Annotated in this window: 14 protein-coding genes and 1 riboswitch; of the genes, 12 read left to right on the top strand and 2 right to left on the bottom strand. The window is 44.9% G+C overall.

Annotated elements, in window-relative coordinates:
* Positions 1-2 precede the first annotated feature (2 nt).
* The gene (locus tag AN619_RS08115) at positions 3-1,703 is read left to right on the top strand and encodes a CAP and S-layer homology domain-containing protein (protein ID WP_068556225.1); all 1,701 of its coding nucleotides are present in this window, start codon (positions 3-5) and stop codon (positions 1,701-1,703) included.
* A 62-nt stretch (positions 1,704-1,765) separates the two neighbouring features.
* Here AN619_RS08115 and AN619_RS08110 read toward each other — a convergent pair whose 3' ends face one another.
* On the bottom strand, positions 1,766-2,134 hold the full coding sequence (locus AN619_RS08110) for a helix-turn-helix domain-containing protein (RefSeq protein ID WP_068556224.1): 369 nt from the start codon (positions 2,132-2,134) through the stop codon (positions 1,766-1,768).
* 155 nt (positions 2,135-2,289) lie between these two features.
* Between AN619_RS08110 and AN619_RS08105 the strand changes: the two genes are divergently transcribed.
* Positions 2,290-2,505, top strand: coding sequence for a hypothetical protein (locus AN619_RS08105; protein WP_068556223.1), 216 nt, complete (start codon positions 2,290-2,292; stop codon positions 2,503-2,505).
* Between the two features lie 61 nt (positions 2,506-2,566).
* On the opposite strand, the gene cobT is transcribed toward AN619_RS08105, so the two are convergent.
* Positions 2,567-3,613, bottom strand: coding sequence for a nicotinate-nucleotide--dimethylbenzimidazole phosphoribosyltransferase (gene cobT / locus AN619_RS08100; RefSeq protein ID WP_068556222.1), 1,047 nt, complete (start codon positions 3,611-3,613; stop codon positions 2,567-2,569).
* Positions 3,614-3,697: 84 nt separating this feature from the next.
* Positions 3,698-3,870: riboswitch (cobalamin riboswitch) on the bottom strand.
* A 111-nt stretch (positions 3,871-3,981) separates the two neighbouring features.
* Here cobT and AN619_RS08095 point away from each other — a divergent pair.
* The 10 genes from AN619_RS08095 to ftcD all read left to right on the top strand — a co-directional run bounded on the left by AN619_RS08095 (position 3,982) and on the right by ftcD (position 16,368).
* Positions 3,982-4,863: a DNA-3-methyladenine glycosylase family protein gene (locus AN619_RS08095; protein ID WP_068556262.1), complete on the top strand. Its 882-nt coding sequence runs from the start codon at positions 3,982-3,984 to the stop codon at positions 4,861-4,863.
* Positions 4,853-5,638, top strand: coding sequence for a DUF554 domain-containing protein (locus tag AN619_RS08090; RefSeq protein WP_330382054.1), 786 nt, complete (start codon positions 4,853-4,855; stop codon positions 5,636-5,638). The genes AN619_RS08095 and AN619_RS08090 overlap by 11 nt, the downstream gene beginning before the upstream one ends.
* Before the next feature lie 96 nt (positions 5,639-5,734).
* Positions 5,735-6,490 carry an RNA polymerase sigma-I factor gene (gene sigI / locus AN619_RS08085; RefSeq protein ID WP_068556221.1) on the top strand — a complete coding sequence of 252 codons (756 nt, stop codon included), beginning with the start codon at positions 5,735-5,737 and terminating at the stop codon, positions 6,488-6,490.
* A complete protein-coding gene (locus tag AN619_RS08080; RefSeq protein WP_068556220.1) occupies positions 6,459-7,700 on the top strand; it encodes an anti-sigma factor domain-containing protein in 1,242 nt (413 codons plus the stop codon). Before sigI ends, AN619_RS08080 begins: the two co-directional genes overlap by 32 nt.
* An 84-nt stretch (positions 7,701-7,784) precedes the next feature.
* Positions 7,785-8,774 (top strand): copper amine oxidase N-terminal domain-containing protein, encoded by a 990-nt coding sequence (locus AN619_RS16135; protein ID WP_068556219.1) that lies wholly within the window; start codon positions 7,785-7,787, stop codon positions 8,772-8,774.
* Positions 8,775-9,050: 276 nt separating this feature from the next.
* Positions 9,051-11,081, top strand: a complete 2,031-nt coding sequence (locus tag AN619_RS08070) for a methyl-accepting chemotaxis protein (RefSeq protein ID WP_068556218.1) — start codon at positions 9,051-9,053, stop codon at positions 11,079-11,081.
* Positions 11,082-11,133: 52 nt separating this feature from the next.
* Entirely contained in the window at positions 11,134-11,367 is a 234-nt protein-coding gene (locus AN619_RS08065; protein ID WP_068556217.1) for a hypothetical protein, read from the top strand.
* Between the two features lie 204 nt (positions 11,368-11,571).
* The gene (locus AN619_RS08060; RefSeq protein WP_068556216.1) at positions 11,572-13,254 is read left to right on the top strand and encodes a formate--tetrahydrofolate ligase; all 1,683 of its coding nucleotides are present in this window, start codon (positions 11,572-11,574) and stop codon (positions 13,252-13,254) included.
* A 45-nt stretch (positions 13,255-13,299) separates the two neighbouring features.
* Entirely contained in the window at positions 13,300-15,333 is a 2,034-nt protein-coding gene (locus AN619_RS08055) for a urocanate hydratase (protein WP_068556215.1), read from the top strand.
* Between the two features lie 129 nt (positions 15,334-15,462).
* Complete coding sequence (ftcD, locus tag AN619_RS08050; RefSeq protein WP_083525044.1) at positions 15,463-16,368, top strand: glutamate formimidoyltransferase; 906 nt, start codon at positions 15,463-15,465, stop codon at positions 16,366-16,368.
* The last annotated feature ends 1 nt before the right edge of the window (position 16,369 follow it).

Raw genomic sequence — 16,369 nt, 5'->3', positions numbered from 1 at the left:
GAATGAAAAACAGACGGGTCTTTATGACCATGATCATGGCCATGTTATTTATTTTTTCCATAACCGGTATTGCCTATGGAAATGGTATTTCTTTTTATACACCTAGACCTCAGGGGAACATTATGATTACAAGACCCAGCATTATTTGGCAGATAATTCTAAACGGGAATACCGTGGAATCTATCGATATGAAGCTAGATGGGAATAAGGTAGAAGCCAAATATAATCATGGGATTGAAGCGGTAGAATACATACCTTTGGAACCTTTGAAGCCTGGGCCCCATACTGTTGATCTGACGGTAGGTATTAAAGGATGGGCAAAACCTCTCAGTCGTAGCTGGCAGTTTACCGTAAGCGAACAAGGGGTGGACCTGCTGGCTCCTCCTTCTCCGGAGCAGAAGGAGGCATTGGATTATGCCAATCAGTATCGCAATTTATTCCAATTAAATCCTTTTCAAGGGGATGCAGCTTTAAATGCCGCAGCAGCAGCCCATGCCAATTATATGGCAACCCATCAGGAAGCAAGCCATTATGAGTCGGCAAAACAAAAAGGATTTACAGGAGCAAGCCCTGGTGACCGGGCAGGAAGTTTTGGATATATCGGCGGCTATATCAGTGAAAATGTCAGTGCAGGCCAAAGGGATTATAAGGAAGCCATCAACGGATTGGTGGATGCCCCTTATCACCGGTTGACCTGGCTGAATCCTTTTTTCACCGATATGGGCTACAGCAAAAAGGAAAGGTACTATGCCTTCCTTTTTGGAGGGAAAAAGACTGTGGAGGATCAACTGGTTGTCTATCCCCTGGACAATCAAAAAGGTGTTCCCATAGCCTGGGATGGGGTGGAAACGCCAGACCCCTTAAGAAATCACAAAAAGAAGGGTCCAGTGGGTTATCCTGTGACCTTATCCTACTTCAGCGGAAAACCGATGGGAAAATTTACGGTGGACAAGGCGATTTTAAGCAACAGTCAGGGAAAAACGGTGGAAGTTTTTCTCAATACGCCTCAAACCGATGAACATTTACAGGAAAGCATTCTTCTTATTCCTGTAAGTCCTCTGGAACCGGGAGAAAAATATACGGCATCGGTAAAGGGAAGTGTTGTTTTTGAAGACAAAACGGAGAAAAAAATTGAGAAGACATGGACCTTTGAAACGGCTGTTTTTGCCGATATGAGAAATCATTGGGCAAAGGAGGATGTATTGACCCTTGGAAGTCAAAAAGTTGTTACCCCGAAATATGGCATAGAATTTAAGCCCGATGAAAAGATTACCCGGGCAGAATTTGCCGAATTTGTGGTCAATGCCTTGGGCATCTCCACAAGGGAATATGAAGGTATTTTGAAGGATGTTCCGAAGGATGCCAATAAGGCACTGCATGTGGAGGCGGCTTATCGGGCAGGGATTGTGAAAGGGATGGGGGATGGAAATTTTGCTCCCAATCGCCAGATTACCCGGGAAGAAATTGCCATTATGATCATTAGGGCCTATGAGAAAAAAGGAAATATGGAAAAGATTAAACAGTTGTCTCCTTTGTCCTTTGCAGATAAGGAAGAAATCAGCGGGTGGGCCTTGAACGACGTAAAGGCAGCGGTACAGTTAGGGATGATGAGGGGAAGATTGAACAATCAATTTGCTCCGAAGGATTATGCCACTAGGGCAGAAGCAGCGGTGATGCTGAAGCGATTTTTAGAAAGTATATAGATACCAAGTGGGAAAAGAGTTTTCTGCTCTTTTCCCACTTGGTGTTTTGGCAGGACATTATTTTATTTGTAAGTCCTAAAAAAGTTGATAATTTCATTGAGTTTTTGGATGATATCGACAGGTAAATCATCTACGCTGGACAATAATTGTTTTAAAGCAGTATATTTATCATCTTCATAAGTATTCCCTGCTTCTAAAATATAATCAATGGAAGAAGGGGAAGGGATTTTTTCTTCCCTGCCCAGCAAATAATCTAAGGATACATTGAACAGATCCGCAAGGGCATTTAATATATTTTCATCCTTGGGAAACCTGGAACCCTGTTCATAGTTGCCCACGGCTTGACGCGTAATTTTCAAGTAATTTGCCAGATCTTCCTGTGTCATCCGGTGTTCTTCTCTGAGTTTCTTGAGTCGTGCTGCAAAGGACATCCCTATCACCTCTTGGATATATGGTAGCATAAAGCAGGGGAATAACATACTTGAGAAACGAAAAGTGTATACAGCTTGCAAAAGAAACGAAATGTGTCTATAATAGTACTCAAGGGTGCGTTGATGCAGAAAAGATGATAAAGGATTGAGCATATATGATGTTTACAGATTTTAAAGCTGTGGTGATTGCGCAGATACGAAGGAAATATGACGAAAAATTTTATATTGGGGAGGATGAATGGGAGGAAATCATTGATCAGGTATCCAGACATTTTATCGTGCATAATATACTTTTCATGAAGGATATAAAATTCGAGGAATTCATAGAGGGTATATGGCGCTATGTTTCTTTAAAGCGGGGAAGGGTTTAAGGAAATGATAAAAGTCCTTCGGAGAAAACTGAAGGACTTATACCATTTGTGAAGGATTTCCTTATAAGGTAATGCCTGATTCTTCCAGGGTGATCATTTCCTTTACCATGTAGGTGGCTGCTTCTACAAAATGAAAGGCCAGGGCGGCGCCGGAGCCTTCTCCCAATCGCAAACCCATATCAAACATCGGTTGCAGACCTAATAGATCCAAAGCAGCTTTGCCTCCCTTTTCCGCGGAACAGTGGGATGGGATCAGGAAGTTTTTTACCTTTGGTTCTATGGCGCAGGCAATCAAGGCAGCAGCTGTGGAAATAAAACCGTCTATGACCACAGGAACTCTGTGGGCAGCGGCAGCCAGCATGGTTCCTGCCATCCCCCCTATCTCAAACCCTCCCACCTTGGCAAGGACGTCAATGCCATCTTTTGGATTGGGTTGATTGATTTCGATAGCCCTGCGGATAACCTGGGCTTTATGGTCCAGCTTTTCCAACGGCAAGCCGGCACCAATCCCTACTACCTCTCTAGGATCATAATTTCCCATCACGGCTACAATGGCGGCACTGGGGGTAGTATTGCCGATGCCCATTTCCCCTGTTCCGATCAGGTTTTTTCCACGGCGGATTTGCTCTTCGGCAATTTCGATGCCGATTTCTAAGGATTGTACGGCTTCTTCCCTCATCATAGCAGGTCCTTGGGCCATGTTGCCGGTGCCATACCGAATTTTTCGGTTGATGACGCCGGGGTGATCCACATCTACGGCTACACCGATATCCACGACGACGACATCGGCGCCTGATTGTTTGGCAAAGGCGCAAACGCCTGTAACACCCTTGGCAAAGTTGGGCGTTTGAATGGCCGTAATGATTTGTGGATTGGGAGCAATCCCTTCTTTGTAGACGCCGTGGTCGGCAGACATGACAATGATCACCCTATTGTCCACGGTAGGATAAGGATTTCCCGTAATTCCTGCCAACTGAACAGCCAAATCTTCCAATCGGCCAAGGCTTCCCGGGGGTTTGATCAAACAGTCTACCCTCTTTCTGGTTTTTTCCATGGCTTCCTGCTGTAATTCTCCAATTTTCTCCAGGGTTTGTTTTAATTTTTCCATGATATCTTCCTCCTTTGTCTATAAAAAAAGTTCATGGTTTCTTTGCACAGCAAACAAACCATGAACTTTACCATCATCCATGTGGGGGCAAGAAGCAGATAGGCAGGTCTCCTGGCTCAACATCAATGCCTTTCACGCCTTCCCAGAAAAACCAGTGGCATTTTGTGATCGGCTCCGTTTCACAGTGGCGGGACCGCTGAAGATTTACACTTCATTCCCTATTCTCCCCAAAGGGCACCTATCTCTCCTATGAAATTGAGGTATACAATATATTCGGCAAAAATAAAAAATATCCTTCTGGGAAAAAATGGAACTTTCCAATGAAAGAGAGAAGATGGTATGATAAAAGGGATAAAGGAGGAAGAACCATGGATGGGCAGATGAGGGAAGAAAAAAATCGAATTGTATGGAAGGGAGCCGTAGATTTTGAATTGACCCATATTTTTGAATGCGGCCAATGCTTCCGTTGGAATCGAGAAGCCGACGGAAGCTATATCGGGGTAGCCAAGGGTCGGGTACTCCATATTGAAAAAAAGGGGGATTGTGTGATTTTTCATAATACCCATAGGGAAGAATTTGACCATATATGGAGGGAGTATTTTGACTTGGATCGTGATTATGGAAAAATCAAGGAAACCTTATGCAAAAACGATCCAATCATGGCAAAGGCCGTGGAGAAAGGTCATGGTATACGGATTTTGAAGCAGGATCCATGGGAAACGCTGATCTCTTTTATTTTATCGTCCAATCGGGCCATTCCTTTGATTAAAAAATCTATAGAGGCATTGTGTGAAAAATACGGCCAACCCCTTGGAGAATACAGGGAAAAAAAATATTATGCTTTTCCTGAGCCGGAAGTCCTGTGGAAGAAAAGCATAGAAGAAATACAGGCCTGCAAGACAGGCTATCGGGCAAAATATATTGCCGGTGCCGCTGCCATGGTAGGGGAAAAGCAGACGGACATTTATCAACTGCAATATGACGATAGGGAAACTGCCCGGAAAGAACTGATGAAAATCAGTGGTGTAGGTCCCAAGGTTGCCGATTGCATTTTGCTGTTTTCCATGGGGAAGTTTGATGCTTTTCCTGTGGATGTTTGGGTGAAACGGGTCATGGAGTACTTCTACCTGCCGGAGGAGACAGCCCCCAAGGATATTCAGCATTTTGCGCAAAAACGGTTTGAGAGCTATGCAGGCTTTGCCCAACAATATCTTTTTTATTATGCCAGGAACTTGGGAATTGGAAAATAATTTCAAAGAGGAGTTTCCGGAGGAAAGAAGAATATATATTGAGGTATTGGAAGAAATGACGGAAGGGGAGAGCACATTGCTGGGAACTATTGCAAATGCATTGGCTATTGTCGTAGGAAGTGCTGTAGGTTTATTTTTCGGAAGGCATATTTCCGATCGATATATTGACACCATTGTTAAGGCGTTGGCTTTGGCAATCATTGCCCTGGGGATTAGTGACGGACTACAAACAAAGGCAGTTTTGCTTCTGATTGTGAGTCTTGCCGTGGGCAGTATGACGGGAGAGCTGATAGACATTGAAGGGAATTTAGAAAGGCTTGGAAAATGGGTGGAAAAAAAGCTGGGAGGAAAAGAAGGAGGAATTGCTAAGGGCTTTGTAACAGCCAGTCTGCTTTTTTGCGTAGGAGCTATGGCCATCATGGGAGCGTTGGAAGGGGGATTGATGGGAGATCACAAAACCTTGTTCGCCAAATCCATTCTTGACGGAATTATTTCTGTTGCCTTTGCTTCTAAAATGGGTGCAGGGGTTTTATTTTCTGCCATTGCCGTATTTCTTTACCAAGGATTTATTGCCTTGACGGCTTCCTATGTAAAGGTATTGCTGATACCGGAGGTGGTTCGGGAGATGGCGGCCATAGGAGGATTGCTGGTGGCAGGAATTGGCTTCAATATGTTGGAAATCAAGAGGATCAAAGTAGGCAATATGTTGCCGGCTATTTTTATCCCTTGTATTTACTATTTTGGAAAATTGTTATATTTTCAATGGATACATTAAAAAGGAGACTGAGAGGTCTCTTTTATACTTTGGATGGCAGTACCGAAAACAGTTCATCAGGTCGTATATCTATGATGTAAGGAGGTGTATACGGGGTTGGCGCGCCTATTCAATTTTCTCAAGAAAGACTCCTTAACCAATCGTTTGGAAAAAATAAAAGGAGGAGATTCCAAAGAACGGGAAAAGTTTATTGAGGAATATATACCCTTTATCATAAAGACCGTATCCAATACCACCAACCGATATATTGAATCGGAAAACAGCGAAGAATACAGCATCGGCCTGGAGGCTTTCAATGAGGCCATAGACAAGTATGAAGCTTCCCGGGGAAGTTTTATCGCTTTTGCAGAACTGGTGATTAAGAGCAGGGTTACGGATTATCTGCGGAAAACAAGCAAATACATGGTTGCGATTCCTATCAGCCAGTATGATGAGGAACAGGAGCAGCAGGTGGAAGCCCAATTGAAAACAGAGGATTTTACAGAGGCCTTTGCCCTAAAGGCCGAAATGAAGGCCCTGGAAGACAGGCTGAAGGCCTTTGACATTACCTTCGCTGACTTGGTCCATGAAGCTCCCAAACATGCAGATACACGGCTGAACGGTATCCGAATTGCAAAGTACATAGCATCCCATGCTGGCTTGAAGGATGAATTATACAGAAAAAAAGCCCTTCCCGGCAGCAAAATTGTGAAGGAGTTGGATGTAACGCTGAAAATGTTGAAACGAAGTAGAAAGTTTATCATTGCTACCCTATTGATTTTAGACAGCAATCTGGATCTATTGAAAAATTATATTGATGAAGTAGAGGGGGGTGTTGTGCATGGTGTACAGAGGATGTGTGATAAAGATTGAAAATGATTTTGCCCTTGTACTCACCAATACCATGGAATATTTGAAGATCGTGAAAAAAGACGGACTCGTCGTTGGAAAGGAAATTATCTTTGTCACTGGCGATCTTTATAAGGAAAACAAGATTTCTGTCCGGAGGATGGGTTTGGCTGCAGCCGTGGTCTTTTTCATGGTTTTCTCTATGACATGGATGCACCCATGGATTTTTTCCAGGATCTTTGCCAGTACTGCAGTCATCGTCAGCATTGATATCAATCCCAGTGTGGAGCTGGAAATCAACAGAGACGAAAAGGTATTGAAGGCAATCCCTGTAAATGTAGATGGACAAAAAGTCATTTCAAAGGAATTGGTGGGCATGGCGGTGGATGATGCTGTGCTAAGGATTGTGAACAATGCAAAGGAGCAACACTATCTTACGGAAGAACGAAATGCCGTCCTGATTTCCACTACGGTGATGAAGGAAAAAGAAAGGCTGGATGAAAAGGGAATTGTGGCAAAGATAGAAAGAAAATTGGCCCAGCAAATGGAACTAGGGCAATTGCATATTGTCTATGTAGCAGGCAAGAAAGAAGATGTTCAGGAGGCCAGGAAAAGACATCTTTCCTTAGGGAAATATGAGGTATATAAAAAAGCAGAAGCAAATGGAGAAAAGATCACCATTGAGCAAATGAAAGCAATGAAGGTCCAGCAGATGATGGAAAAAAGAATGGGCCCATGGGAAGTAAAAGCCATCAAGGCAAGGGAGGATAAACCTGCCGCTGGCGAAGACAGGGAACATTCCCAGAAGGTAAAGGATCCAAAAAAGGAGTCCGAGAAAGTAGAGATGCAGAAAACTGAAAAGCAAAAAAAATCTCAGCCAGGGAATCTTGGTGGAGAAAACAAGGATGAAGGCAAGGAACAGTCGAAAAATAATAAAGCGCTGGTGGAAAAACAGCAGAATCCGGTGAAAAAAGGTGAAGGGGACGAAAAGGAGAAGCAGGAAAAGAAAGAACGGCAGCAAGAAAAATTTGAAAAAAAAAGTGAAATGGAAAAAAACATAAAGGAAAAGACGCCGCAAGGGGAATTGAAGCGGGGGGAAGCTGACAGGGGAAAACATCCTGAAAAAGAAGAAAGGGGCCGCGGAGACGAGAAAGATGAAGAGAAAGATCCCATGGGAGAAAGGCCCCAAAGAGAAAAAGAAAATGGAAGGGGTGAAAAATCTAAAGGGAATTGATGGAGGAAGGTACTTAAAATAGGAATAGAATTCGTATTCTATGACATAACCTGAGCAAAAACAAAAGTAGAGGAGGAAAAGGAAATGATGGTTTGGAAAAAAGCAGTTTCTTTTATGGTCATCGGTGCATGCATCTTTGCTGCTCCCGTTGGAGCCATGGCAAAAGGAGTAAAGCCTGAGCCAATGAAGAATAAGTTAAAAATTGAAATGGAACAAGATGATTCAGGAGAAACAGGCTTAAAAGAAAAGCTGAAAAATATGGAGTGGAAGGCTGTGAAGGATGCTTTGGAGGCCAAAAAGGATGCCGTGGAAGCATTAAAGGCTCAGATGGAAGGACAGAAGGAGCAAGTGGAAGCCGCCTATGAGGCAGCAAAGGCCAGTGGAAATTTGGAATTGGCAAAGGAGCTTCTTGAAAAAATTTCCGCAGCAAAAGCCGATATGGAAGCCATGAAAGGGAAAATGAGAGAGATTATTGCACAGATGAAGGAAGTGGTGAAAAATAAGTATACGGAAGCTGAATGGGAAGCATTGAAAAAAGCAGCAGAGGAGATGAAAAAGGAAGGATCCGATGTACAGGTCATTCCCGTAGAAAACATCTTCTCGAAAAAAGGTCATTTGAAATTCGACGTGCCGCCGGTAATCAAACAGGGAAGAACCCTGATTCCTGTACGAGCCATTGCAGAGGGCTTTGGAGCCCAGGTAACCTGGAATGGAGAAGAGCAAAAGGTTATCATCACAAAGGGTGACGTGGAGATCGTTTTTCAGCTTGCCGATGGAAAGGTATTTGTCAATGGGGAAGAGAAAACCATTGATGTACCGGCAGGATTGATCAACAACAGGACTGTGGTACCCCTAAGGTTTATTGCAGAGAATTTGGGGTTGAAAGTAAATTATGATGGAGAGACAGGCATCATCGAAATTGAGGATGAACAAGAGACAAGTACGGAAGGGAATAATCCTGCTGTGGGAGAAAATACCCAGAATGATGTGGTGACCGTCGTGCCGGTGAACGAACCGCCTCAGGATACTGTAGTGGAGTCGGTAGAACCTGCGGGGGAAAATGTAAATCAGTAGAGTGCAAAGGGAAAAAGGGGCGCAGGACTGAGTAGGAAGCCAAATCTCAAGGGTTTGTCATGTAAAAAAGGAGTCTTTTTTGACTCCTTTTTTACATGACAAATAGAAATAAAATGTTAAAAAAAATTAAAAAGAGGGAAAAGCGGAAAGGTGTCGAATCTTCATAAGTGACAAAATGAATGGTGTCAACATCATGATGATTTTTCCGTCAATGCCTGGATCACTGGCAAAGAGATGAGGCATTGATCCAGGGAAAACATATGAAGGGGGTTTACAATGTCCATACGAAAAAAACTACCAATTCTCATTGCATGCTTTGTCATGATATCCATGGCAGCTTCCGGCATATTTGTCTATCGGGAGGCTTCCAAAACGATTCTGGCGCAGAGCGAACAGGAAATGTTGTCCATCAACACAAGAACGATTCAGACTATTGAGGCTGTGATTGAAAAGGTACAGTTGGAGACAAAGATTCTTTCCAAAGAGAAGGAGATTGTGCAGTTGGCTTTAGCCAAATCTTCCGGCAGTGAACCTGCCAATCAGGGGGAAATAGTAGAAAGGATTCGCGAAGAGCTTGCCTTGAAGGTGATTGATTTTGGAGGTTTGGAATATATTTTTGCTGCCGATGGAAAAGGGGTTGTCTTTGCAAGCAGTGACGAAACCCTTATGGGAAATGACTATTCCGACCGGGATTATATGAAAAAAAGTCTGGAAGGGAATGGGGCCGTGAGCCAGAGCGTGATATTCAAATCGGCTGACCAGCAGGTGTTGATTTTCTCCTATCCGATTACGGTGAATGGAAAGACTGTTGGCGTACTGGGTGTAGGTGTAAATTTAGGAGACTTTTACAAATATCTGAAGGATATCCGCATAGGCAATACAAAATCCAGCTATGCCTATTTGGTGGATAAAAAGGGAATCATGCTTTCCCATCCCGATAAGGAGAAGATTGCAAAGCCAGTAGAAAATGATACCATCAAAAAGGTAATCTATCGGCTAAACAACGGGGAAAAGATAGAGACCAAGGTGGACTCCTATGACTATAAAGGAAAACAGAAGGTGGTGGCATACGGTGTTATTCCGGGAACTGGTTGGGTACTGGCAGTGACAGGGGACCGGGATGAGATTACAAAACCGGTGCAGAATATTATGGAAAAAATTCTATGGGGTTCCGTGGTGATCGGCATCCTTGTCTCTATGATCGGTATTTTTGCTGCCAGACAGATCACCCTACCCATTGCAAAGATTATGGAAGTGATGGGCAGGGCTGCCGAAGGCGACCTAACGGTGCGATCCCATATCCGAAGGAAGGATGAATTAGGCAGGCTCAGTGAAAGTTTCAACCAGATGATCGAAAAAATCAGCGATTTGATCCAGAGCATCCAACAGACCTCCCATGGGGTCCTGGCATCTTCTGAGGCCCTGGCTGCAACGACGGAGGAAACTTCCATTTCTATTGAAGAGGTGGCCAAAACCGTTGAAGAAGTGTCCACAGGGGCAGGGAATCAGGCAAAGGATGCAGAAGAAGCAGTGGTTGCCGTGGCAGCCTTGTCCCAAGAGCTGGATGTCATTGCAAAAAATGTTCAGGAAAGTATTACTGTATCCCAAAATATAGTCCGGATCAATCAGAAGGGGTTAGAAACCATCAATGGACTGGATCGGAGCAATATGGACAGCACTAAGGTTTCTCAAGAGGTCATGAAGGTGGTTGCTGAATTAAGCCACAAGGCCAATACCATAGGCAATATCGTCGAGACCATTGCCAATATATCTGAACAGACCAATTTGCTAGCTTTAAATGCGGCCATCGAAGCAGCTAGGGCAGGGGATGCGGGCAGAGGTTTTGCCGTTGTGGCGGAGGAAGTAAGGAAGCTGGCGGAATCTACCGCCCAGTCCAGCAAGGGAGTTCAACAAATTATTGAAACCATTCGGCAGGACATTCATAGGGCCCAGGAAACTATGAAGGCGGCAGAGCATGTGGTAAAACAACAAAACATGGCCGTAGCCAATACAAGGGAGACTTTCCATGAGATTGTCAAGACCATGGAGGGGGTCGTAGAAAATATACGCCGGATTGCGGAAAATGTAGATCATATCGGTGCCAGCAAGGACAAGGTTGTGGCTGTCATTGAAAATATATCGGCTGTTTCCGAGGAAACGGCAGCTGCCACACAGCAGGTTTCGGCTTCTACGGAGGAACAGACGGCGGCCATGGAACAAGTGAACGCATTGGCAGAGGAATTGAATCAATTGGCACAAAAATTAGAGGAGAAAATCCAGGCATTTCAACTGTCCCATAGGGAATAGGCCATGGCGGCTTCCTGATAGTTTCTTGGGCACAGGAGGGACTACTGGAGAGATGGGGAAAAGATTCCAAATTTCCCAAGAGAAAAAATTGAGTTTCATCGGTCCCATGACTGGCGGAAGTGGCGTTTACCCCAGGGAATGTGACCGCAGTATTGGCGACCGCCTGGGTACCATGGTTCCGGGGGGTCTTCTGTTTTTGATTAGAAAGCTACCCGGGGAAACTTTGAAGTTTAGAGGTCTATCATACATTTTATCTCAAGGATATGGAGATATTTATAATTGTTAGCGATTAGCAGGAAAAGCCTAAAAATTATATTTCTTGGGCAGTTGCCAGTACCCAGTCAGCGGCACTGTTGACTGATAGCCGGTGGCTGGCAGCCGGCGGGAAAGATTACAAAGAAAATTTCTAAAATTCGACGATTTGGTGACGAGGGGTATTATATAATACAAACATACAATGTCAGGAAAATACATAGAAAGGGTGGTTTGCATGGCAGTGAAAGTACCAAGTGATATTGAGATTGCCCAGCAGGCAAAGATGAAGCCCATTGGGGACATCGCCAAGGAGTGGGGGATCTTGGATGAGGAGCTGGAAATGTACGGAAAATATAAAGCCAAAATTAACCCCAGCATCTTTAACAGACTCAAGGATCGACCCGACGGAAAGCTGATTCTTGTGACAGCCATTAATCCTACTCCCGCCGGTGAAGGAAAATCAACGACGACGGTAGGATTAGGACAAGCATTGAACAAAATTGGAAAAAGAACTGTAATTGCCTTAAGGGAGCCTTCTTTAGGCCCTGTCTTCGGCGTGAAGGGAGGAGCAGCAGGGGGCGGATATGCCCAAGTGGTGCCGATGGAAGATATCAATCTTCACTTTACGGGGGATATGCATGCCATTACAACGGCCCACAATCTGTTATCGGCAGCTATTGACAACCATATCCATCATGGAAATGCATTAAGAATTGACCCAAGACAAATCGTTTGGAAGAGAGTACTGGACATGAATGACAGAGCCCTCCGGGAAGTGATTGTAGGATTGGGGGGCAAGGCCAATGGCTATGTAAGACAGGACGGCTTTATGATTACGGTAGCGTCGGAAGTTATGGCTATTCTTTGTTTGGCAGCGGATTTAATGGATCTGAAAGCCCGATTAAGCCGTATGGTTGTTGCCTATAACGAGGATGGCCAGCCTGTAACCTGCGGGGACTTGAAGGTTCAGGGAGCCATGGCAACGGTATTGAAGGATGCCATTAAACCCAACTTGGTGCAGACCTTAGAAAATACGCCTGCCCTGATTCACGGTGGACCCTTTGCCAATATCGCCCACGGCTGCAACAGCATCATGGCGACGAAGCTGGGTCTGAAACTGGGAGAATACCTTGTGACAGAGGCGGGTTTCGGTGCTGATTTGGGTGCTGAGAAATTCCTGGATATCAAGTGTCGCTACGGCGGATTGAAACCGTCTGCGGTTGTGATTGTGGCAACGATTCGTGCCCTGAAAATGCACGGAGGCGTAAAGAAAGGGGAATTGGGGCAGGAAAATCTTGAAGCTCTGGAGAAAGGGTTTGCAAACTTGGCAAAACAGGTGGAAAATGTCAGGAAATTTGGCTTGCCGGCGATGGTGGCAGTCAATCGTTTTGTCAGCGATACACCGGCAGAAATTGAGCTGTTGCTCAAGAAGTGCAATGAATTTGGTGTGGAGGCAGCATTAAATGAAGTATGGGCAAAAGGCGGAGAAGGCGGAGTTGAGATGGCTGAAAAACTGGTGAAGCTGGTTGAAAATTCAACGCCAAACTACAGGCCCCTCTATGATGTGGAGGCATCCATTCCTCAAAAAGTGGAAACCATTGTGAAGGAAATCTATGGCGGAGACGGCGTGGTATTCTCCAGCAAAGCCTTGAAAGAAATCAAGAGATTGGAAGAGTTGGGACTGGATAAACTGCCCATTTGCATGGCCAAAACCCAGTATTCCCTGTCCGATGATCCCAATCTTTTGGGGGCACCCAAGGGTTTTGAGATCCATGTAAAAGAGGTGAGAGTATCGGCAGGAGCCGGATTTATTGTGTGCCTGACGGGGGAAATCATGATTATGCCGGGATTGCCGAAGGTGCCTTCCGCTGAAATCATTGATATTGATGAAAATGGCGTGATTACCGGACTATTCTAATGGCGGTGAAGGAATGGAGATGATGAAGAAAAGGAGGAATATGAAGTGATTACAAACTATGATATATCTCAAGCAATGACAATCAAACTGGACAATGTATTGCCGGAGTATCCCAAGTTTGTGGAAGGGATTCGAAGGGCGCCGGACAGGGGGTTCAAACTGACACCGGCCCAGACGGAGATTGCATTGAAAAATGCCCTGCGTTATGTCCCGGAAGAACTCCATGAGCAATTGGCACCGGAGTTTTTGGAGGAACTGATGACGCGGGGAAGAATTTACGGTTATCGTTTCCGTCCAGAGGGGGATCTGAAGGCAAAGCCGATTGATGAATACAAAGGGAATTGTATCGAAGGGAAGGCTTTCCAGGTGATGATTGATAACAATCTGAGTTTTGATATCGCCCTTTATCCCTATGAGCTGGTTACCTACGGAGAGACGGGAAAGGTATGCCAAAACTGGATGCAATACAGATTGATCAAAAAATACCTGGAGGTCATGACCAATGAGCAAACCCTCGTTATTGAATCTGGGCATCCTTTGGGGCTGTTCAAATCCAAGCCCGATGCACCGAGGGTGATTATCACCAATGCCTTGATGGTGGGTATGTTTGACAACCCCAAGGATTGGGATATTGCAGAGCAAATGGGCGTGGCCAACTATGGGCAGATGACTGCCGGCGGATGGATGTATATCGGGCCCCAGGGTATCGTCCATGGAACTTTCAATACATTACTGAATGCAGGAAGAAAGATCTTAGGCATTCCCCAGGACCAAGACTTAAAGGGCGTTCTCTTTGTATCCTCCGGCCTTGGCGGCATGAGCGGCGCCCAGCCAAAGGCCGTAGAAATAGCCAACGGTGTAGGCATTATCGCCGAAGTAGATTACTCCAGAATTCAGACAAGATACAACCAGGGTTGGGTAAAGAAAGTTTCCTCGGACTTGAAAGAGTGCTTTGATATTGCCCATGGGTACATGGCCAAGAAAGAACCCATCTCCATTGCATACCATGGAAATATTGTGGATTTATTGGAATATGCAGTGAAGAACAATATCAAGATCGATTTACTTTCTGACCAAACCTCTTGTCATGCTGTGTATGAAGGAGGATATTGTCCCCAGGGGCTGACTTTTGAACAGCGAACAGAAATGTTGCAATATGACAGGGAACAGTTTCAAAAGCTGGTGGATCAAACATTAAGACGCCACTTTGAATTAATTAAGATATTGGTGGATCGAGGAACTTATTTCTTTGACTATGGAAATGCCTTCATGAAATCCGTATATGATGCAGGCGTCAAGGAAATATCCAAAAATGGCATTGATGAAAAGGACGGATTTATCTGGCCTTCCTATGTGGAAGACATTATGGGGCCGGAGTTGTTTGATTATGGTTATGGACCTTTCCGCTGGGTATGCTTAAGCGGGAAAAAGGAAGATCTGTTAAAGACAGACAGAGCTGCCATGGAATGCATTGACCCGACCAGAAGGGGGCAGGATCGAGATAACTATGTATGGATTCGGGATGCGGAGAAGAACCAGTTGGTCGTGGGTACCCAAGCAAGAATTCTGTATCAGGATGCCATGGGCAGGACAAAGATTGCCTTGAAATTTAATGAAATGGTGCGCAAGGGAGAGGTAGGACCTATTATGCTCGGCCGGGATCATCATGACGTCAGCGGTACTGATTCCCCCTTTAGGGAAACCTCCAACATCAAGGATGGAAGCAACGTCATGGCAGATATGGCTACCCAATGCTTTGCAGGAAATGCTGCCAGGGGTATGAGTTTAGTTGCATTGCACAACGGCGGCGGCGTTGGCATCGGCAAATCCATCAATGGCGGTTTCGGTCTGGTACTGGATGGCAGCGAAAGGGTAGACAATATCATCAAAACGGCCATGCCCTGGGATGTCATGGGCGGCGTTGCAAGGCGGGCTTGGGCCAGAAATGAAAATTCCATTACCACAAGTATAGAATACAATAAGGAAAATGCAGGAACAGATCATATTACGCTGCCGTTTATTCCCAAGGAAGAGTTGGTCAAGGGTTTAGTGGAAAAGGCCTTCAGCGGCAGGAAATAGAAGAAAAGCAGCAAATAGCATGTCATTGCATGATTTGGTGATTTAAAAACAAAGGAGAGGGGCATTTGCCGATGTGGCCATGGGTTCCATCGGTAAGCCCTGACTTCTAAAAAGAAAGGTGGATGAACTGTGAGTCAGCTAAAGAAAATTATTGAGTGTGTGCCGAATTTTAGTGAAGGCAGGGATATGGAAAAAATCGAAAAGATCGTAAATTCTTTTAGAGGAAAAGAAGGGGTAAAACTGTTGGATTACAGCAGAGATGAAGATCATAACCGCTTGGTGGTTACCGTGGTAGGAGAACCTGAAGCGATGAAAAAGGCAGTGATCGAAGCCATGGGGGCAGCCATTGAGGTCATCGATATGACGAAACATCGGGGACAGCATCCTAGAATGGGGGCAGTAGACGTTGTGCCTTTTATTCCTGTGAAAAATGTAAGCATGACGGAAGCTGTAGAATTGGCAAAGGAAGTGGCAAAGGAAGCTTCCGAAAAATACGGACTGCCCATCTTCCTGTATGAAAAGGCAGCAACCCAGCCCCAAAGAGAAAATCTGGCCAATATCCGCAAAGGGGAGTTTGAAGGAATGGCAGAGAAGATAAAGCAGCCGGAATGGACACCGGATTATGGTCCTGCAGAAATCCATCCGACGGCAGGGGTAACGGCTGTGGGAGCCAGAATGCCACTGGTGGCTTTCAACGTCAATTTAGGAACAGATAATATGGAGATTGCCAATAGAATCGCCAAAAATATACGCTTTTTGAATGGAGGATTACGCTACTGTAAGGCCATCGGTATTGAACTAAAGGATAGAGGCATTGTGCAAATCTCTATGAATATGACAGATTATACAAAAACCGCCCTTTATAGAGCCTTTGAATTGATTAGAATTGAAGCAAAGAGATACGGCGTGAGCATCGTCGGCAGTGAAATTATCGGTCTTGTACCCATGGAAGCATTAATTGATACGGCCGTATACTATTTAGGCGTAGAGGATTTCTCTATGGAGCAGATCCTTGAGGCTAGGATGATGGAGTAAA

Origin of the sequence: Thermotalea metallivorans (assembly GCF_001562415.1) — a bacterium.
GTDB classification, from domain to species: domain Bacteria; phylum Bacillota; class Clostridia; order Peptostreptococcales; family Thermotaleaceae; genus Thermotalea; species Thermotalea metallivorans.
This window is presented reverse-complemented; position numbering and strand designations above follow the sequence as displayed.